28 protein-coding genes and 1 tRNA gene are annotated in these 22,818 nt (G+C 66.9%); 20 read left to right on the top strand and 9 right to left on the bottom strand.

Translation table 11 applies throughout. From position 1 onward, the window contains the following. The first annotated feature begins 38 nt into the window (after positions 1–38). Complete coding sequence (locus tag BT264_RS26375; RefSeq protein ID WP_034180641.1) at positions 39–326, top strand: hypothetical protein; 288 nt, start codon at positions 39–41, stop codon at positions 324–326. A gap of 250 nt (positions 327–576) precedes the next feature. Continuing rightward, the gene (locus BT264_RS26370) at positions 577–951 is read left to right on the top strand and encodes a DUF2917 domain-containing protein (RefSeq protein ID WP_072442059.1); all 375 of its coding nucleotides are present in this window, start codon (positions 577–579) and stop codon (positions 949–951) included. A gap of 160 nt (positions 952–1,111) precedes the next feature. On the opposite strand, the gene BT264_RS26365 is transcribed toward BT264_RS26370, so the two are convergent. After that, a complete protein-coding gene (locus BT264_RS26365) occupies positions 1,112–1,390 on the bottom strand; it encodes a hypothetical protein (RefSeq protein WP_072441829.1) in 279 nt (92 codons plus the stop codon). A 755-nt stretch (positions 1,391–2,145) separates the two neighbouring features. Between BT264_RS26365 and BT264_RS26350 the strand changes: the two genes are divergently transcribed. Then, entirely contained in the window at positions 2,146–3,447 is a 1,302-nt protein-coding gene (locus tag BT264_RS26350) for an NCS2 family permease (protein WP_072441831.1), read from the top strand. A gap of 90 nt (positions 3,448–3,537) precedes the next feature. On the opposite strand, the gene BT264_RS26345 is transcribed toward BT264_RS26350, so the two are convergent. Further along, positions 3,538–4,389, bottom strand: coding sequence for a LysR substrate-binding domain-containing protein (locus BT264_RS26345; RefSeq protein WP_072441833.1), 852 nt, complete (start codon positions 4,387–4,389; stop codon positions 3,538–3,540). A gap of 200 nt (positions 4,390–4,589) precedes the next feature. On the opposite strand from BT264_RS26345, the gene BT264_RS26340 reads away from it, so the two are divergent. The 3 genes from BT264_RS26340 to BT264_RS26330 are packed head-to-tail and all read left to right on the top strand — an operon-like array spanning position 4,590 to position 6,330. Next, positions 4,590–5,129, top strand: a complete 540-nt coding sequence (locus BT264_RS26340; RefSeq protein ID WP_072441835.1) for a sugar ABC transporter — start codon at positions 4,590–4,592, stop codon at positions 5,127–5,129. A 13-nt stretch (positions 5,130–5,142) separates the two neighbouring features. Beyond that, positions 5,143–5,469, top strand: coding sequence for a hypothetical protein (locus tag BT264_RS26335; RefSeq protein WP_072441842.1), 327 nt, complete (start codon positions 5,143–5,145; stop codon positions 5,467–5,469). A gap of 3 nt (positions 5,470–5,472) precedes the next feature. Beyond that, on the top strand, positions 5,473–6,330 hold the full coding sequence (locus BT264_RS26330; protein WP_072441844.1) for an MBL fold metallo-hydrolase: 858 nt from the start codon (positions 5,473–5,475) through the stop codon (positions 6,328–6,330). A gap of 152 nt (positions 6,331–6,482) precedes the next feature. On the opposite strand, the gene BT264_RS26325 is transcribed toward BT264_RS26330, so the two are convergent. Continuing rightward, positions 6,483–6,770, bottom strand: a complete 288-nt coding sequence (locus BT264_RS26325; RefSeq protein ID WP_034180648.1) for a DUF1488 family protein — start codon at positions 6,768–6,770, stop codon at positions 6,483–6,485. A gap of 240 nt (positions 6,771–7,010) precedes the next feature. Then, positions 7,011–7,286 carry a DUF2964 family protein gene (locus BT264_RS26320; RefSeq protein WP_239483216.1) on the bottom strand — a complete coding sequence of 92 codons (276 nt, stop codon included), beginning with the start codon at positions 7,284–7,286 and terminating at the stop codon, positions 7,011–7,013. Between the two features lie 257 nt (positions 7,287–7,543). On the opposite strand from BT264_RS26320, the gene BT264_RS26315 reads away from it, so the two are divergent. The 8 genes from BT264_RS26315 (at position 7,544) to BT264_RS26280 (ending at position 12,934) form a co-directional block, all read left to right on the top strand. Continuing rightward, complete coding sequence (locus tag BT264_RS26315) at positions 7,544–9,448, top strand: sigma-54-dependent Fis family transcriptional regulator (RefSeq protein ID WP_072441846.1); 1,905 nt, start codon at positions 7,544–7,546, stop codon at positions 9,446–9,448. A gap of 80 nt (positions 9,449–9,528) precedes the next feature. Continuing rightward, entirely contained in the window at positions 9,529–9,831 is a 303-nt protein-coding gene (locus tag BT264_RS26310) for a 2Fe-2S iron-sulfur cluster-binding protein (RefSeq protein ID WP_034180650.1), read from the top strand. A gap of 58 nt (positions 9,832–9,889) precedes the next feature. Beyond that, complete coding sequence (locus BT264_RS26305) at positions 9,890–10,384, top strand: SRPBCC family protein (RefSeq protein ID WP_072442063.1); 495 nt, start codon at positions 9,890–9,892, stop codon at positions 10,382–10,384. 92 nt (positions 10,385–10,476) lie between these two features. Then, entirely contained in the window at positions 10,477–10,854 is a 378-nt protein-coding gene (locus tag BT264_RS26300) for a DUF2946 domain-containing protein (RefSeq protein ID WP_072441848.1), read from the top strand. Between the two features lie 256 nt (positions 10,855–11,110). Then, entirely contained in the window at positions 11,111–11,476 is a 366-nt protein-coding gene (gene copC / locus BT264_RS26295; protein ID WP_072441849.1) for a copper homeostasis periplasmic binding protein CopC, read from the top strand. An 83-nt stretch (positions 11,477–11,559) separates the two neighbouring features. Continuing rightward, on the top strand, positions 11,560–12,006 hold the full coding sequence (locus BT264_RS26290; RefSeq protein WP_072441851.1) for a copper chaperone PCu(A)C: 447 nt from the start codon (positions 11,560–11,562) through the stop codon (positions 12,004–12,006). A gap of 32 nt (positions 12,007–12,038) precedes the next feature. Further along, positions 12,039–12,212, top strand: coding sequence for a hypothetical protein (locus BT264_RS39340; protein WP_162838118.1), 174 nt, complete (start codon positions 12,039–12,041; stop codon positions 12,210–12,212). A 92-nt stretch (positions 12,213–12,304) separates the two neighbouring features. Further along, positions 12,305–12,934 (top strand): LysE family translocator, encoded by a 630-nt coding sequence (locus BT264_RS26280; protein WP_072441854.1) that lies wholly within the window; start codon positions 12,305–12,307, stop codon positions 12,932–12,934. Positions 12,935–12,985: 51 nt separating this feature from the next. Here the strand turns inward: BT264_RS26280 and BT264_RS26275 are convergent, their stop codons facing one another. Then, positions 12,986–14,311, bottom strand: coding sequence for a leucine-rich repeat-containing protein kinase family protein (locus tag BT264_RS26275; protein WP_072441856.1), 1,326 nt, complete (start codon positions 14,309–14,311; stop codon positions 12,986–12,988). Positions 14,312–14,457: 146 nt separating this feature from the next. On the opposite strand from BT264_RS26275, the gene BT264_RS26270 reads away from it, so the two are divergent. Next, a tRNA-Leu gene (locus BT264_RS26270) sits at positions 14,458–14,542 on the top strand. Positions 14,543–14,716: 174 nt separating this feature from the next. On the opposite strand, the gene BT264_RS26265 is transcribed toward BT264_RS26270, so the two are convergent. Further along, the gene (locus BT264_RS26265) at positions 14,717–15,589 is read right to left on the bottom strand and encodes a LysR family transcriptional regulator (RefSeq protein WP_072441858.1); all 873 of its coding nucleotides are present in this window, start codon (positions 15,587–15,589) and stop codon (positions 14,717–14,719) included. Between the two features lie 139 nt (positions 15,590–15,728). Between BT264_RS26265 and BT264_RS26260 the strand changes: the two genes are divergently transcribed. Continuing rightward, positions 15,729–16,970, top strand: coding sequence for an MFS transporter (locus tag BT264_RS26260; protein ID WP_072441860.1), 1,242 nt, complete (start codon positions 15,729–15,731; stop codon positions 16,968–16,970). A 30-nt stretch (positions 16,971–17,000) separates the two neighbouring features. Here the strand turns inward: BT264_RS26260 and BT264_RS40155 are convergent, their stop codons facing one another. Together BT264_RS40155 and BT264_RS26255 are read right to left on the bottom strand one after the other, a co-directional pair. Further along, positions 17,001–17,123: a hypothetical protein gene (locus BT264_RS40155; protein ID WP_256260711.1), complete on the bottom strand. Its 123-nt coding sequence runs from the start codon at positions 17,121–17,123 to the stop codon at positions 17,001–17,003. 106 nt (positions 17,124–17,229) lie between these two features. After that, positions 17,230–18,114 (bottom strand): LysR family transcriptional regulator, encoded by an 885-nt coding sequence (locus BT264_RS26255; protein ID WP_072441862.1) that lies wholly within the window; start codon positions 18,112–18,114, stop codon positions 17,230–17,232. 78 nt (positions 18,115–18,192) lie between these two features. Here BT264_RS26255 and BT264_RS26250 point away from each other — a divergent pair, with 78 nt between their 5' ends. After that, positions 18,193–19,494: an aspartate aminotransferase family protein gene (locus BT264_RS26250; RefSeq protein WP_072441864.1), complete on the top strand. Its 1,302-nt coding sequence runs from the start codon at positions 18,193–18,195 to the stop codon at positions 19,492–19,494. A gap of 81 nt (positions 19,495–19,575) precedes the next feature. Here BT264_RS26250 and BT264_RS26245 read toward each other — a convergent pair whose 3' ends face one another. Continuing rightward, positions 19,576–20,325, bottom strand: coding sequence for an SDR family oxidoreductase (locus BT264_RS26245; protein ID WP_072441866.1), 750 nt, complete (start codon positions 20,323–20,325; stop codon positions 19,576–19,578). A gap of 41 nt (positions 20,326–20,366) precedes the next feature. Between BT264_RS26245 and BT264_RS26240 the strand changes: the two genes are divergently transcribed. The 3 genes from BT264_RS26240 to BT264_RS26230 all read left to right on the top strand — a co-directional run bounded on the left by BT264_RS26240 (position 20,367) and on the right by BT264_RS26230 (position 22,808). Continuing rightward, positions 20,367–21,344 (top strand): AraC family transcriptional regulator, encoded by a 978-nt coding sequence (locus BT264_RS26240; RefSeq protein WP_072441868.1) that lies wholly within the window; start codon positions 20,367–20,369, stop codon positions 21,342–21,344. Positions 21,345–21,498: 154 nt separating this feature from the next. Continuing rightward, a complete protein-coding gene (locus BT264_RS26235; RefSeq protein WP_072441870.1) occupies positions 21,499–22,356 on the top strand; it encodes an AraC family transcriptional regulator in 858 nt (285 codons plus the stop codon). A 44-nt stretch (positions 22,357–22,400) separates the two neighbouring features. Then, on the top strand, positions 22,401–22,808 hold the full coding sequence (locus BT264_RS26230; RefSeq protein WP_072441872.1) for a DUF2000 family protein: 408 nt from the start codon (positions 22,401–22,403) through the stop codon (positions 22,806–22,808). Positions 22,809–22,818 lie beyond the last annotated feature (10 nt).

Here is a 22,818-nt window from a genome sequence, read left to right as displayed (position 1 = left end):
TGCGTACAATCGCGGCTTCATTTCCCGGAGGTGCCGCGATGGCCATGAAGAAAACCGATCTCGAAAAGAACAAGGCGCTCAAGCTGACGCATGCGATGAAGCAGTCGGGGGCCACCCGTTTCGGCAAGGGCGCCGAAGACGCGGCAAAGCTCGACCGCCGCGCGCAGCGCAAGCTCGACCAGGAACAGGGCCTCGTGCCGTTCGCGTGCAAGCTCAACGCCGAGCTCGTCGAACAGCTGAAGGCGCGCGCGGCCACGCATCCCGAAGGGATGACGGGCCTGCTGTCCGAATTGCTCGTGAACGGGCTCGCGCAACGCGACGCGTAACCGCCACGCATCTCGAAAATGTCGTTGACAGCGCCGCGCTGCCGCGACAAACTCGTTCGCATGCCTACGTTCAAGCTCATCGCCATCGCGAATCATTGCCCGGTGAACATTCGAAAGAATGGATCACGGGAGGCGCTTGTGCGTTAGCAATCGAGCAGTACCGCATGTCACACAAGGCCTCGCCGGAAACGGATGAGGCCTTTTTGTTCTGGTGCGCGTCATCCGTCCGGCTCACTGAATGGAGAAGACGATGGACCAGGCAAGCCCGCTGTTTGACCGTCCCGACCGGCGCCGCGCCGGCACGATCGCATTACCCACCGTCGTGATCCGTTTCGCGGTCGCGCCGCGCACGACGATGACCTGGCGCGCGCCGCAAGACGCGGAGATCCGCGCACATGGCGCGGCGCTATGGATCACGCGCCCGCCGAGCGTCGACGACTACTGGGTGCAGCCCGGCGACGTGCTGCGCATCGCACGCGGCGACCGCATCTGGATCGGCACCGATGCCGACCGATCGGCCGAAGCGTCGATCACGACCGCCTATGTGCGGCGCGGCGCGCGCTTCAGGCGCACGCTCGCGCAAGTGCAACGTTTGCTCGTCGGGGTATGGAGAAGGAGTGGATGATTGACGCGCCGTCACGCACGCGAGACGCGGAACGGCCGCGACCGCAAACAGACGCACCTGCGGCGCTAACCGCCGCAGGTGCGCATCGAATGACGCGGCACGCCAATGCGTGCCGCGAGCGATCGCGCGCCGTGCGCAGCAACCGGACGCAGCAGGTGCATCAGGTGCTGGCGGCGAGACGCGGGCCCGTGCTTCGGGGAGTCGAATCGAGCTCGGGGCGTAGCGCAGCCTGCGAAGTCACCCACGGATCGATGCCCTGCTTCTGCACCTCTTCGAGGAATGACACACGTGTACGCCAGTAATCCGCCTGTAATTTCGCATCGATGACGCGCTGTTCCGCAGTGAACAGTTCCATGCGCGCCGTCACGAGCATCGACGCAGCGGTTTTTTCCGGCGTGGGGGCGTGTCGCATCGCCCAACGGCTGATCCAGTTCAACATGCTGACCTCCGTGATTACGGACGAACCCGCATCGGGCAATCGCAATCGGCCATGCCTGCCCAAACGCGCAACGGCCTTGACCGCCATTCACCGCCTGGCCTGCACGGACTGCGACTCCCCCGCGTCGGCAATTACCGGCCGGCGTGTGCATGCGCGGTGTATCTATCCTAGAAAGACTTGCCGGTTTATGCGATGGGGTCTTGCAATCTTTTACACAGAAACCACAGTCGCCCACGCGTCGCGAAATGACAGTTGCGGGCGGAACGGCTTCGGCGCAGGATAGCTCGTTATCTGCAACCGCCTGGGCTGACGAATGGCCGCTGCACGCCGCAGCGCTCTCGCACCGGCCACGCACGCGCGTTCGCGCGCACGTCATGCCTGCACCGTATTCGTGCAGCATGCAGACGCTTCGTTTCAGTCGAATGTCATCGCGTACCGGCCGCGCGCAATGTGGCCGGTGTGCCGTTGCGCACGCATCGGCCGCCCCCTGTTCGTCACGCTCCCGTTTTTACCCTTTCCGCCCGCCCGTTCCGACCGAACCGGTAAAATGCGCGCCTTCGTCGCGCGGCCGGGCTGCCAGACCGTTCGCGCACCGGCAGCCGATCGTGCCCTCCAACTATATCGTCCGAGCTATCCGCGCTATTACAATCCGCCGATAGCCGGGCAATAGTGGCTGGTTACATTAAGCCCGCCGCTGCCTTTACAACAATTCGGCACAACAAGCAACACGACAACCCGACCGGAGAAACGCCCTAATGGAATCCATCAAGCGGTATTTCGGCTTCGCTGAAGCCGGCACCGACTTCCGCACCGAAATACTCGCGGGCGTCACCACGTTCCTGACGATGGCCTACATCATCTTCGTCAACCCCGCGATCCTCGGCGACTCCGGCATGCCGAAGGAATCCGTGTTCGTCGCGACCTGCCTCGTCGCGGCGCTGGCTTCGATCATCATGGGGCTGTACGCGAACTACCCGATCGCGTGTGCGCCGGGCATGGGCCTGAACGCGTATTTCGCGTACACGGTCGTCAAGGGGATGGGCTTCACGTGGCAGGCCGCGCTCGGCGCGGTGTTCATCTCCGGCTGCCTGTTCCTGCTCGTCACGCTGTTCCGCGTGCGCGAGGCGATCGTCAACGGCATTCCGAAATCGCTGCGGATCTCGATCACCGCCGGCATCGGCTTGTTCCTCGGCATCATCTCGCTGAAGACGTCAGGCGTGATCGTCGGCAGCCCGGCCACGCTCGTCACGCTCGGCGACCTGCACAAGCACGACACGATCCTCGCGATCGTCGGCTTCTTCACGATCGTCACGCTCGACCATCTGCGCGTGCGCGGCGCGATCCTGATCGGCATCATCGGCGTCACGATCCTGTCGTTCTTCTTCGGCGACAACCAGTTCCACGGCGTGTTCTCCGCGCCGCCGTCGATCGACGCGACGCTGTTCAAGCTCGACATCCGCGCCGCGCTGTCGACCGGCATCATCAACGTGATCCTGGTGTTCTTCCTCGTCGAGCTGTTCGACGCGACGGGCACGCTGATGGGCGTCGCGAACCGCGCGGGCCTGCTCGTCGAAGGCAAGATGAACCGCCTGAACAAGGCGCTGCTCGCCGACAGCACGGCGATCGTCGCGGGCTCGGTGCTCGGCACGTCGTCGACCACCGCGTATATCGAAAGCGCATCGGGCGTGCAGGCCGGCGGCCGCACGGGCATGACGGCGGTCACCGTCGCGGTGCTGTTCCTCGCGTGCCTGTTCATCGCGCCGCTCGCCGGTGTCGTGCCGGGCTACGCAACCGCTCCGGCGCTGCTGTACGTGTCGTGCCTGATGCTGCGCGAGATGGTCGACGTGCCCTGGGACGATGCGACGGAAGCCGTGCCGGCCGCGCTGACCGCGCTGCTGATGCCGTTCACGTACTCGATCGCGAACGGCGTCGCGTTCGGCTTCATCGCGTATGGCGGCCTCAAGCTGCTGACGGGCCAGGCCCGCACGGTCAAGCCGATCGTGTGGATCATCGCGGCCGTGTTCCTGTTCCGCTACTTCTATCTCGGCAGCGAATGACGGACGCGCTTCGGCGCGATGCATGATGGGAAACGCCGCCTTCGGGCGGCGTTTTTGTTCGGGCATGCGCCCGGCGCGAACGACGCCACGTCATGCATCCGCTTCCCCGAGCACCCAGCGTGCAAAGGTCTGCAGCGGCCCGTCGCCAAGATCCAGCGCTTCGGGCAACACGAGACAGAAGCGCTTGACCACGCCCCGACCATCCGGCCAGGGCGCGGCGAGCAACCCTTGCGCAATCTCGGTGTCGACATACAGCCGCGGCACCAGCGCGACGCCGAGCCCGGCCAGGGCTGCCGCGATCAGCATCGAGTAAAGATCGTAGCGCGCACCGGCGGCCGGATTGCTCACCGGCAACCCCGTTTCCTGCACGTACGCCGACCACGCGTCGGGCGTCTGGCGCTTGTGAAGGCGCGGCAGCCTGCCCAGCAACGCGTCCGGATGCCCGCTCGCGAGCAGCGACGGGTGGCAGACCGGCACCAGCACCTCCTCGCATAGCCGGTACGTATGCATGCCGGCCCAGGCAGGATGCTCGAAGTGAATCGCTGCGTCGAATCCGCTGCCGGCCAGCACGAACGGATCCGCGCGATCCGCGAAATGCACCGTGATGTTCGGATGCTGCGCCTGGAACCGCTTGAGCCGCGGAATCAGCCAGCGCGTCGCAAACGTCGGCGTCACGGCGATATCGACGCTGCCGCCGTCGCCGGGCTGCCCCATCATGTACTGGCTGTCGCGCTCGAGCCGGTCCAGCACTTCGCGAACCTGCGCCGCATAGCGCGCGCCGTTCGGCGCAACCCGAACGCGGTTGCCGACACGCTCGAACAGCGCCACGCCGAGAAACGTCTCCAGCCGGCCGATCTGCCCGCTGATCGCCCCTTCCGTCAATGCCAGTTCGTCGGCGGCGCGCGCGAAGCTGCCGTGCCGCGCCGCGGCCTCGAATGCCATCAATGCCGAATTGCTCGGAATCCTGCGTCGCGTCACGATTGCTCCCGGTCCGACGATCGTCGGTCAAAGCTTGATTAAATATCAATGAACGGTGACGAATTATCGTTTTTTGCCGCTACAACGCCTGATTATCATGACAAAAACTCAACTAGTCGAGCGGCGATCAATCCTGAAGGCCGCTTGCTCCCCGTGGAGGCGTGATGATCTATACCGTTGAATGCAGCTTCGCCGATCGTGCCACCGAAGCCGAGTGGAACGATTTCTACAGTAGGATCAAACTTCCGGCGCTGATCTCCGTATCCGGCTTCCGCACGTCGCAACGCTTTCGCGCCCTCGGCGGCGACGGCCCCATCTACCTCGCGCTTCACACGATCGAGAGCCCCGACGTGCTGACGTCGGTCGAGTATCGCGACAAAGGCGGCGGCAATTTCGCGCGCTGGCAGCCGCATATCGTCGAGTGGAGACGCAACGTGTACGACGGCGCGGCACCCGCGCCGACCGTGTCCGGCCATCAGTGGCTGGCCGCGTGCGACGACGCTGCCCCATTCGCGCGAGCGGGCATCGCAGCCAGCGCGATTCACGCGATCGCGCTGGACCGCCAGCCGGCCCATCGCTGGCTGGCCGTCCTGACACACGATCAGGCACGGCTCGCGTCCGAGCCGTCCGACACCGCGATCCGGCTCTACGCGCCGATGGGCGACCAACTCGTCGGCGCGCCGGCGTCGACGTCCGCACGCTGACGGGAGCCCTGTCATGCCCAGCGTCACGATTTTCATCCCCGAGGCGAGCATGCCGTCGAACGCAGCACTCGACGCGCTCTCGTCGGCCTGCGCGACCCTCTGCACCGACGTGTTGCGGGCCGCACCCGGCACGGTCCATGTCGTTCATGTCCCGGTCAGGCACGGCTGCGGACATCCCGTCAGCGCGGAGATCCGCTATCGCCCCGAATCATTTCGCACCACTGAGTTAATGAACCGATTCATGACCGATCTGGATCGCGAAATTCTCCGCCACACCGGATTCGTCGCACGCATCCGCTGCTTCGGCTACGACACGATCCACCTTCACGCCCGACATTGATCCATGAGCGAACCACTTCCCTGCTTCCCGTTCCGCCGGATCGGCGATTTCTCGGTCACCGCGATAAGCGACGGCACGCTGACGGCCGGCCTCGACTTGCTTTCGAACATCGCGCTCGACGACGCGACCGGCATCATGCACCGGGCAGGCATCCGCACGCCGTCCAGCGTGAACATCAACTGTTACGTGATACGCGGGAACGGCCGCACCGTGCTTGTCGATGCCGGCGCCGGCGGCATCCGGAACTGGGGCGGCCGCCTGATTCCGTCGCTGTCGCGAGCCGGCATCGATACGCGCGACATCGACACGATCCTGCTGACGCACGCGCATCCCGACCACATCGGCGGCCTGCTCGACGCGAGCGGGCAGCCGGCCTTTCCGGATGCGGAGGTGCTCATTCACGAACGGGAACGCGCGTTCTGGCTGGACGGTGAATCGTACGATCGAGCGAATGAGCGAGCTCGCGTCAATTTCCGGATCGCGCGGCACACTTTCAACGTCTATCGGGCAAAGCTGCGCACCATCGATGCAGGCGGCGTGCTGCCCGGCATCGTAGCCGTGCCGCTGCCGGGGCATACGCCCGGTCACACCGGCTATCGCATCGAATCGCGTGGCGAGTGCCTGCTGATCTGGGGCGATCTCGTGCATTTCGCGCCGATTCAGGTGGCTCGCCCGGACGTCTCGATCGCGTTCGATCACAATCCGTCGCAGGCGTTTGCGACGCGCGCGGCAACACTCGCCGAGGCCGCTTCGGACAACCTGCTGATTGCGGGAATGCACCTCGCCGAAGCCGGCTTCGCACGCATTACGCGAACGAACGGCGAAACAGGCGGCGCGTATGCGCTCACCGGGGCGGACTGAGCGAAACGGAACAACGGGCACGCCATCGCGCCGCACGACGATCGGATCGGCCGCGCATCAGGCGGCGTCAGCGTGCGGTCGAACGAGCGTGCGCCGATACGACACGGGCGCCGGTATTCGGCGCCCGCTCAGTCGCTGTCCGGTCGTCCGGTTCAGCGCCAGTTCGCCTCGTAGAAGCGCACATAACCGCTGCGCAGCGTCACGCATTGCGCGCGCGTCTCCGACAGCAGGCGCCGTGCGGCCGCCTCGATGCGATCGCGGTGCTGGTCGAATGCGCCGACCATGTCCTCGAAGCGCGGCGATGCCGCGCCGAAGTGGTCTTCCAGCGCCTCGGCAGTGATCTGACACTGGACGCGCTCGCCATTGACCAGCGCGGTGAACCCGAGCATCAGGTCGCGCCCCGAATATTCAGGCTTCTCGTTCGTGAAATGGATCTGCATGAAGCCGCCTCGACCGGTAGAAAACGAATGACCGCGTGCGTCGTCCGCCACCGGCCGGACGAAATGTACGCGGGCTCGCCAGCGGGAGCACCGTCCGCGGGGTATGGCGCGGACAATGCCTGCTGGTTGCTTTCCACTTTAGACGGTTTCGCGCAGGAGACAAATTTTCCGGCATGCGTCGTTCCGACGCGCATTTCATCAGATCAGCGCGGCTTCCCGGCACCGTTTCGGAAACGGGCATCAGTGCGGATCGGTAGGCCAGACGTTGAGCGCGATCGCGGCCGTCGCGACGCCCACCGCAATCGCGGCCGCCCCGTATCGCACCGCATCGGTCAGATCGAACAGCAACCCGTGGATCGCCACGGCAATGCCGCCCAGCATGATGAAGGTGGCAATGGCCGCCAGCACGACTCTCAGTTCCGTCCGAACCATGATGCGTCTCCCGAACGGATGCATGTCGCGTCGCATGCATGTTGCAATGCGGAACACGGCGCGTGCGTGTTCCATTTCCATCATTGCATGCGGCCATTTAAAAGCAAGTGGATTTTGTCCGCGGTCGCATATCGCACGTGCCGCTTGTATGATGATGCGTACCCGGATGGTCAGCCTTCGTGCCCGATGGTGCGCCGCAAGCGAAACGTGGAATCCGCAGATGATTTCGGCGATATGGCTTCGGCAAGTACCACGGCACAGGATTGGCCGATCAAGGAGCATGGGGCCCGAGTAAGCGCTGAAGCGCTGAAGCGCTAACTCTGGCCGACAGGAGACAAGTCATGCCGCAACCCTTCGTGCTGCCCGCCACCGCGGGTCGCACCGACCTGCTCGCGCAGGCGCATGCGCGTTCGACCGCGGTCGGCCTGCGCGCGCACGAGCGCCCCGATTTCTCGGCGCTGTCGCGCACCGCGCTGCGCGAACTGCTCGACACGAATCACGCACTGTTCTCGCACGCCCGCCCGGTGATGGAGAACCTCCACGCGCAAATCGCCGATACGCAAAGCCTCGTGCTGCTGACCGACGCCGACGGTGTGATCCTGCACAGCATCGGCGACGCGGACTTCATCGAGAAAGCCAACCGCGTCGCGCTGTGCACCGGCGTGTCGTGGGCCGAAGGCGCGCGCGGCACCAACGCGATCGGCACCGCGCTCGCATCGGGCCAGGCCGTCGCGGTGCACGGCGCCGAACACTTCCTGCGCGCCAATCACATCCTCACCTGCTCGTGCGCGCCGATCTTCGATCCGTTCGGCCGCACGCTCGGCACGCTCGACGTCAGCGGCGACCCGCGCGGCTCGAGTCCGCATACGCTCGCGCTCGTGCGGATGTCCGCACAGTTGATCGAAAACCACTTGTTCGCGAACCAATGTGCGGAAGCGTTGCGGCTGCGCTTTCACGCGCACGAGGATTGCGTCGACTCGCTGTTTGCGGGGCTCGTCGCGTTCGGCCCCGACGGCGGGCTGATCGCCGCGAACCGCAGCGCACAATTCCAGCTCGGCGCGCCGTTCGATGCATTGCAGCATCAAGGCTGCGACGCGCTGTTCGGCATGCGCTTCGGCCAGCTCGCGCAGCAGGCGGCGCGCGCGCCCGGCGCGACGTTCCGTCTCACGCTGTCGACCGGCGTACGCGTACTCGCGCGCTGCGAATTCGCGGAAGCGCAGCGCGCGACCGTCGCCGTCACGCCGCCCGCACCGGCCGCGCGCGTACGCGCGCCGGACCCCGACGCGATCACGTTCGCGACGCTCGACACCGGCGACGCACGCATGGCCGCCGTGCTCGAACGCGTCGCGAAGATCCGCGGGCGCGACCTGCCGCTGCTGATCCTCGGCCAGACCGGCACCGGCAAGGAATGGCTCGCCCGCGCGCTGCACCAGGCGTCGCCGCGCGCGGACGGCCCGTTCGTCGCGGTCAACTGCGCGGCACTGCCCGATTCGCTGATCGAGGCCGAACTGTTCGGCTATGAGGACGGCGCGTTCACCGGCGCGCGCAAGCGAGGCAGCCCCGGCAAGATCGCGCAGGCCGACGGCGGCACGCTGTTTCTCGACGAGATCGGCGACATGCCGCTCGCGCAGCAGGTCAGGCTGATGCGCGTGCTCCAGGAACGCGCGGTGATGCCGCTCGGCGGCGCGCGCGCGGTGCCGGTCGACGTGCGCGTGGTCTGCGCGACCCATCGCGACCTGCGCGCGATGATCGCCGAAGGCACGTTCCGCGAAGACCTGTTCTACCGGATCAACGGGCTCGCGGTCACGCTGCCGGCGCTCGCCGCGCGTACCGACCTGCCCGCGCTCGTCGGCCGGATTCTCGCGCGGCTCGCCCGCAGCGAGCCGATGCCGCGCCGCATCGCGGCCGACGTGCTCGACGCGTTCACGCGCCACCGCTGGCCCGGCAACCTGCGGCAGATGACCAACGTGCTGCGCACGGCCGGCATGCTCGCCGAAGACGAAGCCGAAATCACGCTCGCGCATTTGCCCGACGATTTCTGGCTCGACTGCGACGATGCGACGGCGGCACCTGCTGCTGCGGCCGCGACAGCACCGGCCGACCCGCGCGAAGGAACGACGCTGCAAAGCCATCAGGCCGCGGTGATCGACGCGGTGCTCGCGCGGCACGGCGGCAACGTGTCGGCGGCCGCGCGCGAGCTCGGCCTCGCGCGCAATACCGTGTACCGGTACCTGCGCCGGCACTGATACCCGCGGCCGGCGGGCGCCGGCCGCACGCGGCTTCGGGTATGCTTGGCGCGTTGCCGCCGATCCACCGCCCGCTTCCCATGACCACCCCGGAACACCCTCCCCTCGTGCGCATCGAGCCGCTCGGCACGACCTTCGATGCGCCCGATTCGCTGACGCTGCTCGAGGCCGCCGCATTCGCGCGCGTGTCGCTGCCGCGCTCGTGCCGCAACGGCACGTGCCGAAGCTGCCTTTGCCGGATCGTCAGCGGCAGCGTACGCTATACGATCGAATGGCCGGGGTTGAGCCGCGAGGAAAAGGCCGACGGCTATACGCTGCCGTGCGTGGCCGTCGCGACGTCCGACCTCGTGCTCGACGTGCCCGACGCGGTCATGCTCGACTAGACATGGCGCGCGGTCGCGCGCGCCGTCCTGCAACGGTTGATCCTGCATGGAGAACGTGATGACCCAGCAAACCGATCGCATCGAAAAGCAGACCCTGCTCGCGGCATCGCCCGACCGCGCGTGGGAAGCCGTCAGCAATTCCGGGGAATTCGGCCACTGGTTCGGCGTCACGTTCGACGGGCCGTTCGCGGCCGACCAGCCGCTGTTCGGCCGCATCACGCCGACGCGCGTCGACGACGACGTCGCCAAGGCACAGGAGCCCTATGCGGGCACTGTGTTCGAAATCGTCGTCGACCGCATCGAGCCGAAGCAACTGTTCTCGTTTCGCTGGCATCCGTTCGCGATCGATCCGAACTTCGATTACACGTCCGAGCCGATGACGCTCGTCACGTTCACGCTCACCCCGCAGGCCGGCGGCACGCTGCTGACAGTCACCGAAACGGGTTTCGACCAGTTGATCGAAGCGCGTCGCGCGAAGGCGCGCGAGATGAACGATCAGGGCTGGGCCGCGCAGATGATGCTGATCACGAAATATCTGGCGAAGCACGCATAACGCGCCGCGATGCCGCACACCCCTGCCGACATGCGAATCGACGTGCGTGGCATAATCCGCTCCATCGTCGCCCATACGCCGCCGCGCATCGCATGCTGAGTCGTCGTCTCCGGAAGATCGGCAGTCTGATCGGGATGCTCGCCATCCTGATGACGGCGCTCGCGCCGACGATCTCGCAGGCGCTGACGACGCAAGGCCGTGTCGATGCATTGCTGGCCGGCTACTGCACGGCCGCGCCGGCCACCGGCAGCCGCTCCGCCGATTCGTCGTCGAAGAGCCTGCAGGCCCACCTCCAGGCATGCGGCTACTGCAGCCTGCTTGCCCATACGCCCGCACTGCCCGCGCCCGAACTGACGTTCGCGGCCAACGTACGCGTCATCCAGCACCGCGAAGCGACCCGCTTCGACAGCCTGCGCCGCGCGCTGCCGCTCACGGCCGCGCAGCCGCGCGCCCCTCCGCTCGCGTCTTGAACCGTCGTCATCGCGCGTGATGCCGTAGCGCATCGCGCGGGCCGCGCACGCCACCGGCGTGCGTGACGTGTCACGTTTCGAAGGACGATCATGTGTCACCGTGTTTCGCGCGGCGTCGTGCCGTGCGTGCGGTCGGCCGCTTCCGGTGCGTACTGTCGCGCCGACCGCAGCCGGCATCGGTGCCGCTGCGATGCCGCTCGCGCATCCGTCCGTCGAATCCGTGTGTCCATCCGATTCGCCACTCGCACAACCAGCCATGAAAACCACCCCGTTCGTTCGCGGCGCACTCGCCGCACTCGGCTTCGTCGTCATCCAGGCCGCCCAGGCCCACGCACTCCCGAAGACGCAGGAACCGGCCCCCGGCGCCACGCTCTCGAACGCGCCGCACGCGGTCACGATCGATTTCAGCGAAGCGCTCGAGCCGGCCTTCAGCTCGATCGCCGTCACCGACAGCCACGGGCAGTCGGTCGCCGACGGGAAATCGGCCGTCGACGCCGGCAACCGGAAGCGGATGCACGTCGCGCTGGCCAGCCTGACGGCCGGCACGTACACGGTCGCGTGGATCGCCGTAGCCAGCGACGGCCATCGCACGAAAGGCGGCTACACGTTCACGCTGAAGTGATGCACGCGATGCGCATCGGCGTTCCGCGCCGATCGCATTGCCATCGATGCCCCATGCGGCACACCCGATAAGGAGAACAAACGATGAAACGCTCGATTCCGACCGGCCTGCTCTTCGCGCTGCTGGCGCTGCAAGCCCCCGCCACGTTCGCCGCACCGGCCGTGCAGGCCGACAACTGCTGGATCCGCGCGATGCCGGCGACGGTGCCGTCGTCCGGTTACTTCACGCTGAAGAACGACGGCGATGCGCCCGCCAGGCTGACAGGCATCGACACCCCCGCGTACGGGATGGCGATGGTGCATGAAACGCAGACGAACGGCAGCACCGCGAAGATGGTTCATGTCGACGCGGTCGAGGTGCCCGCGCACGGCGCCGTGACGTTCAAGCCGAAGAGCTATCACGTGATGCTGGAACAACCGCGCCAGCCCGTCGCGCCCGGCGCGAAGGTGCCGTTCCGGCTGCATTTCGCGGACGGCTCGACGGTGTCCGTGACCTGCGACGCGAAGGCGCCGGCGTATACCGGCCAGTAACGTTGCATGCGCAACTACCGATGGAGACGAACATGAAGAACCGCCTGCCGCTGGCCGACCTGATCGTCCGCTATCGGACGCCGCTGAATATCGCCGTCCTGATCGCCTGCGGGTTATGGGCCGCGTGGATCGCGTGGATGACGCGGCCCGCCGCGATCGATACGCCGCCGTCGATCCCCGCGTACTGCATGCGCGACGCGCGCTGACGCACCGCGCCGGTTCCGGCGAATGCCTGCGCCATTTTGGCGTGGCATCATCGCTTCACCCCTCCCGCCGGAACCGCCTTTCGGAGCGACGCATGGCCATTCAGACCTGGATGCTGTTTGCCGCAGCCTATCTCGCCACGACGCTGTCGCCGGGGCCAAACGTGCTGCTCGTCATCCGCAACACGGTGCGCTACGACACGCGCGGCACCGCCGCGACGATCGCAGGCAACCTCGTCGCGCAGGGCGTGGTCGTGCTGCTGGTCGCGCTCGGCGTCGGCGCGGTGCTCGCCGCGATGCCGCCGCTGTTCGTCGCGATGAAGGTCGTCGGCGCAGCGTACCTGATTGTGCTGGGCGTCCGGCAACTGCGCGGCGACCGCAAGGCCGCCGGGGCGACCGGCGCAGCGGAGGTTGCCGTGCCCGACCGCGGGAAGCTGTTCCGCGAAACGCTGTTCGTGTCGGGCAGCAATCCGAAGACGATGATCTTCCTGTCGGCGTTCATGCCGCAGTTCATCGTGCACGACCGACCGCTCGCACTGCAGTTCGTCGTGATGTACGTGACGATCGCGTGCACCGTCGTGGTCGTTCACAGCGTCTATTCGGCCGGCGTGCGCCGGTTCCATCGCGGCTTCGGCATGAACCGCGCGGTGCGTACGCTCAAGCGCGTCAGCGGGCTGCTGTTCGTCGGGCTCGGGATCAAGCTGCTGACTGCACGGCAGGTCTAATAAGCGTACGCACGCCGGGCAACGGACGGCACGGCGGGCAGCCCATCCCCGTCAGACCTTCCACGCGGCCAGCGCGTCGACGATCCCGTCGAACGACGGCCGGGTGTCGATGTCCTCGCTCACGCACGCCGCCGCGAGCGCTTTCAGGTCACTCGCCCCACCCCATGTGTGCGGCGCGCAGTGCGCGAGCAATTCGCCGAGCAGATGGCCGAACGCGCGAACTTCCAGCCGTTCGAGCCGGGCGCCATGCCGTACGTCGCTCGTGTCGTAGAACGATGCCGCACCGAAGTCGCCCAGCAGCGCGCCGCCCTCGCCGTCGTGCAGGATGTTGTGCGCATACAGGTCACCGTGCATGATGCCGCGCGCGTGCAGATGGCGTGCGGCCGACGCGATGCCGTGTGCGATCCGCACGGCCTCCGCCGGCTCGAACCGTGCGTCGGCCGCATACACGTCGCGCGTGCAGGTAGCGAAGCTCGGCGGCCCGGCCAGATTCGTGAGCGCCGGATCGACCAGTTCCATCACGAGACCGTGCGTACCGTCCGGATGACCGCGCACCTTGCCGATCACCGGAATCACGTTCGGGTGGCGGCCGGCGTGCAGGCACGCGGCCATTTCACAATCGGGCAGCCCGTCGCTCGTCACCGCGCCCTTGAACAGCTTGACCGCGACCGCTCGCGACGAATGATCGTCCGCGCGCCATTGCGCGCGGTAAATGACGCCCGACGCGCCTTCGCCCAGTTTCTGCTCGCACGAGAGCGACGCCCAGTCGACGTCCGCGACCTCCGGCCCGGCCGACGCCGCGGCTTCCGGCGCGGCGCTGAACGGATTGCCGGAGTAGGCGAGCCACGCAAGGCGCGGCAGGCGCGGCAACCAGCCGGGCAGTTCGTCCAGCCGGTTCGCCGACAGGCGCACCAGTTCGAGCGCACGGCATGCGGCCATTTCGGCAGGCAGCGCGCGCAGCCGGTTGCCCGCGAGCATCAGCTTCTGCAATCGCGAGCAGTCGCCGATCTCAGCGGGCAGCGCATCGATTTCGTTGTCGGTGAGGATCAGCCAGCGCAGCGCACGCGGCAGCGATCCGCGCGGCACCGTGCGGATCCGGTTCGCCTTGAAGCCGATCATGTCGAGTTGCGCGCACGCGCCGAGCACCTCGGGGAAGACGGTGAAGCGGTTGCCGGACGCGAACAGGATGCGCAGGCGGTGCAGCCGCGACAGGTCGTCCGGCAGCGCGGCGAGCGCATTGCCGGACAGGTCGAGCACTTCAAGCGTGTCGGCCAGATCGAAAATCTCGCGCGGAAACTCGGTCAGCCCGCACGCGAGCTTGAGTTGCCGGGCGCCCGACAGTTGTCCGGCCTGCAGTTGTTCGAGAGTGGTGGTCACTGGGAGAAAGCGGATAGCAGTAGCGATGGTCGTCGGACCGGTCGCCCGAATTCTACCGGGATCGCTCTCGCGCACACCGCAACCGTGTCATACCCCCTTCACAAACGCGCAATGTGACGCTAGAATTGCGCCCCTTGCAGTGCAGTGCCGACGTGGTGAAATTGGTAGACACGCTATCTTGAGGGGGTAGTGGCGAAAGCTGTGCGAGTTCGAGTCTCGCCGTCGGCACCAGATGCGGTTTCTCCGCGTTTCGAGCATTTTCAACAACCCGCGACAGCGCATGGCCTCGCGGGTTTTTTGTTTTTATCGCGTTCGACGACACGATGCCGATGCAATCCCGGCGCGCACGGGAAGACTCAAGCGCGGAACGGATCTACCCCAACCCCAAGCATCTCGGCACCCCCGCTAAGCCAGCAAAAGAAAATTGCGAACGACCGCCGACGGCTCGTCGCATCGCGACGCAATGGCCAGCCTTGCACGAAGCGCATTACCCGCGAACGGCCGATAGACGACCCCGGCAACCTGCACCTGCGTAATCGCCTTCGGCACGACCGACACGCCCAGCCCGGCCGCGACCAGCGTCACCGCAGACGTGATTTGCGGCGCGGGTTGCGCCATGCGCGGCTCGAATCCGGCGGCATTGCATGCGGCGACGATGTCGTCGAACAGCGCGCTGCCGGCCTCCCGCGGCACCTGCACGAACGACTCGTCGGCCAGCTCGGCCAGATCGATGCGCCGACGCTGCGCCAGCCGATGCGCGACGGGCAGCGCGACATACATCGGCTCCTCGTCCCAGTCGGTCACCCGCAACGTCGCGGCGACACGACGTTCCGGCCGCACGATCGCGACGTCGAGATGCCCGGCATCCAGCGCCTCCAGCAGGACGCGCGAGGTCGCCTCCTGCAACGTCAGCTCCGCATCCGGAAACGCCTCCCGAAAGCGGCGAATCAGATCCGACACTTTCGAATTGAACGCCGCCGTCCCGGTAAAGCCGACCCGCAGATGGCCGGTTTCCCCGCGCGCAGCCCGCCTTGCCGCCCGCGCCGCACGCTCGGCATCGTCGAGCACGCGGCGCGCCTCTTCCGCGAAGACCTCGCCCGCCAGCGTCAGCTCGGCGCCGCGCGCGGTCCGCTTGAACAGCTCCACGCCGAGTTCGCTCTCGAGCGCCTTGATCTGCTGGCTCAACGGCGGCTGACCGATGCCGAGCGTTTCGGCAGCCTTGGTGAAATTCGACGTGGCCGCCACGGCCAGAAAGTATCGGAAATGCCTGAGTTCCATTCGCTACATGACCTCACGGTGAGCCGGGCCGGCTCGTCAGCCAGTGGTTAAACATATCGCTACGGTTTCTTTCATATATTGGACATATACATGACGGTGCGCAAGAATTCAGGCATTCCAACGCACATCGAGTGCACCCATGTCCTCCGCTTCGATTTCCCGATCCATGCCCGGTACGCAGAACGCCGCGCCCGATGCGCTGCCTGCCGGCGTTTCCCCGCGCTCGGCCGCGTACAAGCGCATCGCGCTGGCGCTCTTCCTCGCCGGCTTTTCCACCTTCTCGCTGCTGTACTGCGTCCAGCCGCTGCTTCCCGCGTTCGCACGGGAGTTCGGGCTGGGTGCGGCGTCGAGTTCGCTGTCGTTGTCGCTGTCGACCGGGATGCTGGCGGTCTCGATTTTGTGTGCCGGCGCACTGTCCGAACGCGTCGGACGACGCGGGCTGATGTTCGCGTCGATGACGCTGGCCGCCCTGTTCAATGTGCTCGCCGCGCTGTCGCCCAACTGGAACCTGCTGCTGGTCTGGCGTGCGCTCGAAGGTTTCGCGCTGGGCGGCGTCCCGGCGGTCGCGATGGCCTATCTCGCCGAAGAAATCGCGTCCGACGGGCTCGGTTTCTCGATGGGGCTCTATGTCGGCGGAACCGCGTTCGGCGGCATGGTCGGACGGATCGGCATGAGCGCGCTGGAAGAGCACTTCTCGTGGCGGACGGCGATGCTGACGATCGGCGTCGTCGATCTCGTCGCGGCAGTTGCCTTCGTGATGCTGCTGCCGCAGTCGCGACGCTTCGTGAAGCGCACCGATCTGACGCTGCGCCACCATTTGCAGCTGTGGAACGCGCAACTGCGTCACGCCCGGCTCCCGTTCGTGTTCGCGATCGGCTTCCTGGTGATGGGTGCGTTCGTGACGATATACAACTATGCGGGGTTCCGGCTCACGGCGGCCCCTTTCAACCTGAGTTCGACCGAGTGCGGCCTGATCTTCGGCGCTTACCTGTTCGGGATGGTGTCTTCATCGAGCGCCGGCGCGCTCGCCGACCGCGTCGGACGGGCACCGGTGCTGGTCAGCGGCATTCTCGTATTCGCGGCGGGCCTCGCGCTGACGCTGTCGCATTCGCTCGCCGCGATCGTCGTCGGCATCGTGCTCGTCACGATCGGCTTCTTCGTCGCCCATGCGGTCGCGAGCGGCTGGGTCGGCCATCTCGCGGGATCGGCGAAAGGGCATGCCGCATCGCTGTACCTGCTTGCGTACTATCTCGGGTCGAGCGTGCTCGGCTCGGTCGGCGGGTCGTTCTGGCAACACGGCGCGTGGGCGGGCGTCGCCGCGTATGTCGCGGTGCTGCTCGCCGTCGGGTTGCTGGCTGCACGGCGATTGACCCGCGTGTAACGGGTGCGGCAAGCGCCCCGCGTTTACCGGTCAATCACCGTCTGCCGCATCGTCGACGATTCCGATCCGCTCGATCAATATCAGGAAACCGAACCAAATCTGCCGGACATGCGGGCGAAGATCCGGATGCGTGATGCGGTAGTGGATAGGCATGGCCGCGCGCCGGCACAAACCTCGTCGATGGTCGACCGATTCGAAGCCGCGACAAACGGCGGCGCGGCGGTCATACGCGCAGGCGCCAATCGCCGCGCGTCGCCCATCACAACAGCGGCAGCGTCAGCCGGATATGCTCGGCGAACGCCGCCGTCAGATGCGACGGCCGTTTCCGGTCGAACCTCAGCGTGATACCCACGGCCGGCAACGGCGGCAACCGCGGATCGCCGTTGACGATCGCCAGGTCGGCCGGCACCGCCGTCTGCGTCATCACCGCGAACGCCTGCCCCGAGCGCACCAGCGCGATCAGCCCCGCGAGACTGCTGCTCGCATACGCGACGCGGTAAGCGCGGCCGGCACGATTCAACGCTTCGCAAGCCGCGATGTGATCGAGCGTATCGCGATCGGAAAGCGCGAGCGGCAGCGGATCGAAATGCGCGGGTTCGAGCCCCGGGTAGCCGATCCAGACCAGTTGCTCGCGGCGAATGATGTCGTCGTTCGCCCCGTCGTCCGGCAGCGAAATCATCGCGAGATCAACCGCGCGTTTCTCGAGCTGTTCGAGCAGCCGCGGCGTCGGCCCGCATACGATTTCAACGATCGCCTGCGGATGCTGGCTCGAAAACTGCCGCAGCAGCGACGGCAGAAACACCTCCGCGTAATCGTCCGGGCACCCGAACCGGATGGTCCCCGACAACCCCGTGCCGCACAGGTCGGCCATCGCCTCGTCGTGCAGCCGCAGGATGCGCTGCGCATGCACGAGCAGCCGCTCGCCCGGGTGGGTCAGCACCACGCCGCGGCCGGTGCGCTGGAACAGCGGCTGGTCGACGATATCCTCGAGCCGCTTCATCTGCTGGCTGAGCGCGGACTGGGTCCGGCCGACGCGCGCGGCCGCGCGGCTGAGCGCGCGCACCTCGGCGATCACGACGAACGAACGCAGCAGGTCGATGTCGAGCGAAAGTCCCAAGGTATTAGCTCCTTTTCTACCTTGCATAAGAACTATTCGTTTCCATCAAACCAGACGCGCGCCTAGACTGCAAGCGATCCCTGCCCCCTTGCCCGGAGAAGCCCGATGTCCCTGAACGACGACGCAACCTTCTGGCGCAACGCCAGGCAGCATCTGGTCCGCTACGGCGGCACGTTCGAGCCGATGATCATCGAGCGCGCGAAAGGCAGCTTCGTCTACGACGCGGACGGCCGCGCGATCCTCGATTTCACGTCGGGGCAGATGAGCGCGGTGCTCGGCCACTGCCATCCGGAGATCGTCTCCGTCATCGGCGAATACGCGGGCAAGCTCGACCATCTGTTCAGCGGGATGCTGTCGCGGCCGGTCGTCGATCTCGCGACGCGCCTCGCCGACATCACGCCCGACGGGCTCGACCGCGCGCTGCTGCTCAGCACCGGCGCGGAATCGAACGAAGCGGCGATCCGGATGGCGAAGCTCGTCACCGGCAAGTACGAGATCGTCGGCTTCGCGCAGTCGTGGCACGGGATGACGGGCGCGGCCGCGTCGGCCACGTACAGCGCGGGCCGCAAGGGTGTCGGCCCGGCCGCCGTCGGCTCGTTCGCGATTCCGGCGCCGTTCACGTACCGGCCGCGCTTCGAGCGCAACGCCGCCTACGACCATCTCGCCGAACTCGACTACGCGTTCGACCTGATCGACCGCCAGTCGAGCGGCAACCTCGCCGCATTCATCGCGGAGCCGATCCTCAGTTCGGGCGGGATCATCGAACTGCCGGAAGGCTATATGGCGGCGCTCAAGCGCAAGTGCGAGGAGCGCGGGATGCTGCTGATCCTCGACGAGGCGCAGACGGGCGTCGGGCGCACCGGCACGATGTTCGCGTGCCAGCGCGACGGCGTGACGCCCGACATCCTGACGCTGTCGAAAACGCTCGGCGCCGGGCTGCCGCTCGCGGCCATCGTGACGTCCGCGGCGATCGAGGAACGCGCACACGAACTCGGCTACCTGTTCTACACGACGCACGTGTCCGACCCGCTGCCCGCGGCCGTCGGCCTGCGCGTGCTGGACGTCGTGCAGCGCGACGGGCTCGTCGCACGCGCGAACGTGATGGGCGACCGGCTCAGGCGCGGCCTGCTCGACCTGATGGAACGGTTCGACTGCATCGGCGACGTGCGCGGACGCGGGCTGCTGCTCGGCGTCGAGATCGTCAAGGATCGCCGGACGAAAGAACCGGCGGACGGGCTCGGCGCGAAAATCACGCGCGAGTGCATGAACCTCGGGCTCAGCATGAACATCGTGCAGTTGCCCGGGATGGGCGGCGTGTTCCGGATCGCACCGCCGCTGACCGTCAGCGAGGAAGAGATCGATCTTGGCTTGTCGCTACTCGGACAGGCGATCGAACGCGCGGTGTAACGGCGTGCGGTAACGCCCTTCTCCGCATCGTGCGATTCGTCGCGCCGGGTCGAACGACCGGCGCGACGCATTCCCGATCGATCAACGCGTTTCGGCCGCCCACGCTTCGGCGTCCGCGCCTGCCGGAATGTGCATCGGGGTCGACGGATCCGTCGCCGCGCGCCACACGGCTTCGGCAACATCCTGCGCATGGGTGATCGGCCCCGACGCATCGAGCATCCTCGCGACGGCCTTTCCGACGAATTCCGCATAAGCCTCGTGTTCGAAGCCATGCATGTGCGCACGCGCGTTGTCGCCGAAACGCGTGTCGGGTGCACGGCCCGGCAGCACGAGATGCGCGCGCACGCCGAACGGTTCGAGTTCGACCGCCATCGATTCGGTGAACGCATTGACCGCCGCCTTGCTGGCCCGGTACGCGCCGACCAGCGGCAACACTTTCAGCGTGACGCTCGACGTGACGTTCACGATCACGCCGGCCCCACGCCGGCGAAACTGCGGCAGCACGGCCTGCGTAACCGCAATCGTGCCGATCGTGTTGGTTTCGAACAGCGCACGCACCGTGTCGAGCGGCGTGAGCTCCGCCGGCGCGGCCGCGCCGAAGCCTGCGTTGTTGACGAGCACGTCGATCGGGCCGGCCGCGTCGATGGCAGCGCGGATGCTGTCGGAATTCGTCACGTCGAGCGCCAGCACGCGCAGGCGTTCCGACGGCGGCAGCACGTCCTCGCGCGGCGCGCGCATCGTCGCGACGACCTGCCAGTCGCGGGCCAGGAAATGGCGGGCAATCTCGAGGCCGAAGCCGGAGGAACAGCCGGTGATCAGTACGGTCTTCATGCGAACTCCTGGGTTGTGTTGGGCACGTGTCCGTACGATAGATGGCTGGATCCGTATTCGCTACAATCGAAAATCCGTTTTTCTTTTGCGAGAGTCCGGCGATGATCGACCCGTTGACCGAAGTCGTGACGCTGCTGCAACCGGGCGCGCGGTACTCCAAGTCCGTTCACGGTGCGAGCCCGTGGTCGATCAACCGCACGGTCGCCGGCGAGCCGTTCTATTGCGCGATCCTCGACGGCGGATGCCGGATCGCGATCGACGGGCACGCGCCGATCGAGCTGCTGCCCGGCGATTTCGTGCTGATTCCGGCGGCCTACGGCGTCGCGATGTCCAGCCTCGAACCGCCGCCGCCGGGCGTCGAAACCGCGCCGCCGGTCGCACTCGACAACGGCGAATACCGGATCGGCGATCCGGGCAACCCGGTCGACACGCGGATGATGGCCGGCAACTGCAGCTTCGGTTCGCCGGATGCAGCGCTGCTGGTGTCGCTGCTGCCGCAATTCGTGCATGTGCGCGGCGAACCCCGGCTGACCACGCTCGTGCAACTGGTGCGCGACGAATCGCGCGCGCAGCGGCCCGCTCGCGAGATCGTGCTGGCGCGCCTGCTCGAGGTGCTGCTGATCGAGGCATTGCGGTTCACGGCCGAAACGAACGCGTCGCCCGGCCTCGTGCGCGGGCTCGCCGATAATCGACTGGCGGCCGCGATCCGTGGAATGCACGCCCGCCCCGCCTATCCGTGGACGGTCGTCGAGCTCGCGAAGGAAGCCGCGCTGTCGCGCTCGACGTTCTTCGAACGCTTCAACCGTGCGGTCGGCGTCGCGCCGATGGAATACCTGCTCACGTGGCGCATGGCGCTCGCGAAGGACCTGCTCCGCCGCAACGAAAGTCGCATCGCAGAGATCGCGGGGCGCGTCGGCTACAGTTCCGCGAGCACGTTCAGCGTCGCGTTCACACGGCATGTCGGGCGGCCGCCCGCGCAGTATGCGCGTGACGAACAGGCGGTGGCGAACGAGGAATGAACCGCGCATGCCCGCCACTGCGCGTATCGCGATGCGCGCCGGGGTCTCGCCCCGCTTCCCGCGCGATCGCCGAACGTATGGCCCGTGCCTGCCACCGCCATCACGCGACCTGCGTACACTACCGGTCACGCAACGACGACGCGCGAGGCATCCGATGACGACAACGGCGAAGGACATCGGCACGACCGACCACTGGCTCGTCGCGCGCCGCGATCCGGAAACCGGCATCGAAAGCCTGCACGCGCATTTCAACGGCCATGCGTACGACGCGCACGATCACGACGACATGCTGGTCGGCTTCACCGAACAAGGCGTGCAGCAGTTCCAGTGCCACCGGTCGCTGCATACGAGCGTGCCGGGCCGCGCGATCCTGATCGAGCCGGGTGCGATGCACGACGGCCATGCGCCCGAAGCGAGCGGCTTCACCTACGGCATGCTGTACCTGCCGCAAGCATGGGTCGAGCGCGCGGCGCGCCGGCTGGATTTGCCGGGCCTCGGCGGCGTCGAAGCCGCATTCGGTCATACGCTCGTCGACGACCGCGGCCTCGTCGACGCGATCCGGCAAGCGTTTCTGGCGATCCACGGCAACGAAGGCAGGCTCGCGCGCGACCAGACGCTCGACCGTCTGCTGACGCGGCTCGGCGGCGAACTGCGCGGCCCGCTCGTGCTGGAAAGCGGCGTCGTGCCGCCCGCAATCGCGCGCGTGCGCGATCTGCTGCATGCGCAGATGGACGGCAACATCGGGCTCGACGAACTCGCCAGCGTCGCCGGGATCGACCGGTTCCGGCTGACGCGGCTGTTCCAGCGCGCGTTCGGCACGTCGCCGCACGCGTATCTGGTGCGCTTGCGGCTGCGCGCCGCGCGCCGGCTGCTGGCGGCCGGTCGTACGCCTGCGCAGGCGGCCGCGGACGTCGGCTTCGCCGACCAGAGCCATCTGGGCCGCTGGTTTCGCCGCGCTTACCGGATCACGCCGGCTGCGTACCGGCAAATGTGCACAAACGTTCCAGACTGAACGCGCGCGACATCCGATCATGAGTGCTTCAATGAGGAGCAAGCATGTTCGATACGAAAGTGGCACTGATCGTGCGCGACGATCTCGCGGCGTGGCAGAAACTCAATGTCGTCGCGTTTCTCGCGACCGGCGTCGCGGCCGGCGCGCCCGAAGCGCTCGGCGAACCCTACGAGGATGCGGCCGGAAATCGCTACGGCCGGATGCTCGGCCAGCCGATGCTGGTGTTCGCGGCCGATTTGAACGGCCTGCAGGCCGCGCACCGGCAAGCGCTGTCGCGCGAAATCAGGATCGTGCCCTACGTGCGCGCGATGTTCTCGACCGGACATGATGCGGCCAACCGCGCAGTGTTTCGCGCCGAGGACGCGGCGAATCCCGATTTGGTCGGACTGGCGTTGCACGGGCCGAAGAAGGCCGTGGACAAGGCGGTGAAGGGGCTGGCGTTGCATGCGTGAACGCCGGTGC

The sequence above is a fragment of the Burkholderia sp. NFPP32 genome (assembly GCF_900119325.1).
GTDB classification, from domain to species: Bacteria; Pseudomonadota; Gammaproteobacteria; order Burkholderiales; family Burkholderiaceae; genus Burkholderia; species Burkholderia pyrrocinia_C.
This window is presented reverse-complemented; position numbering and strand designations above follow the sequence as displayed.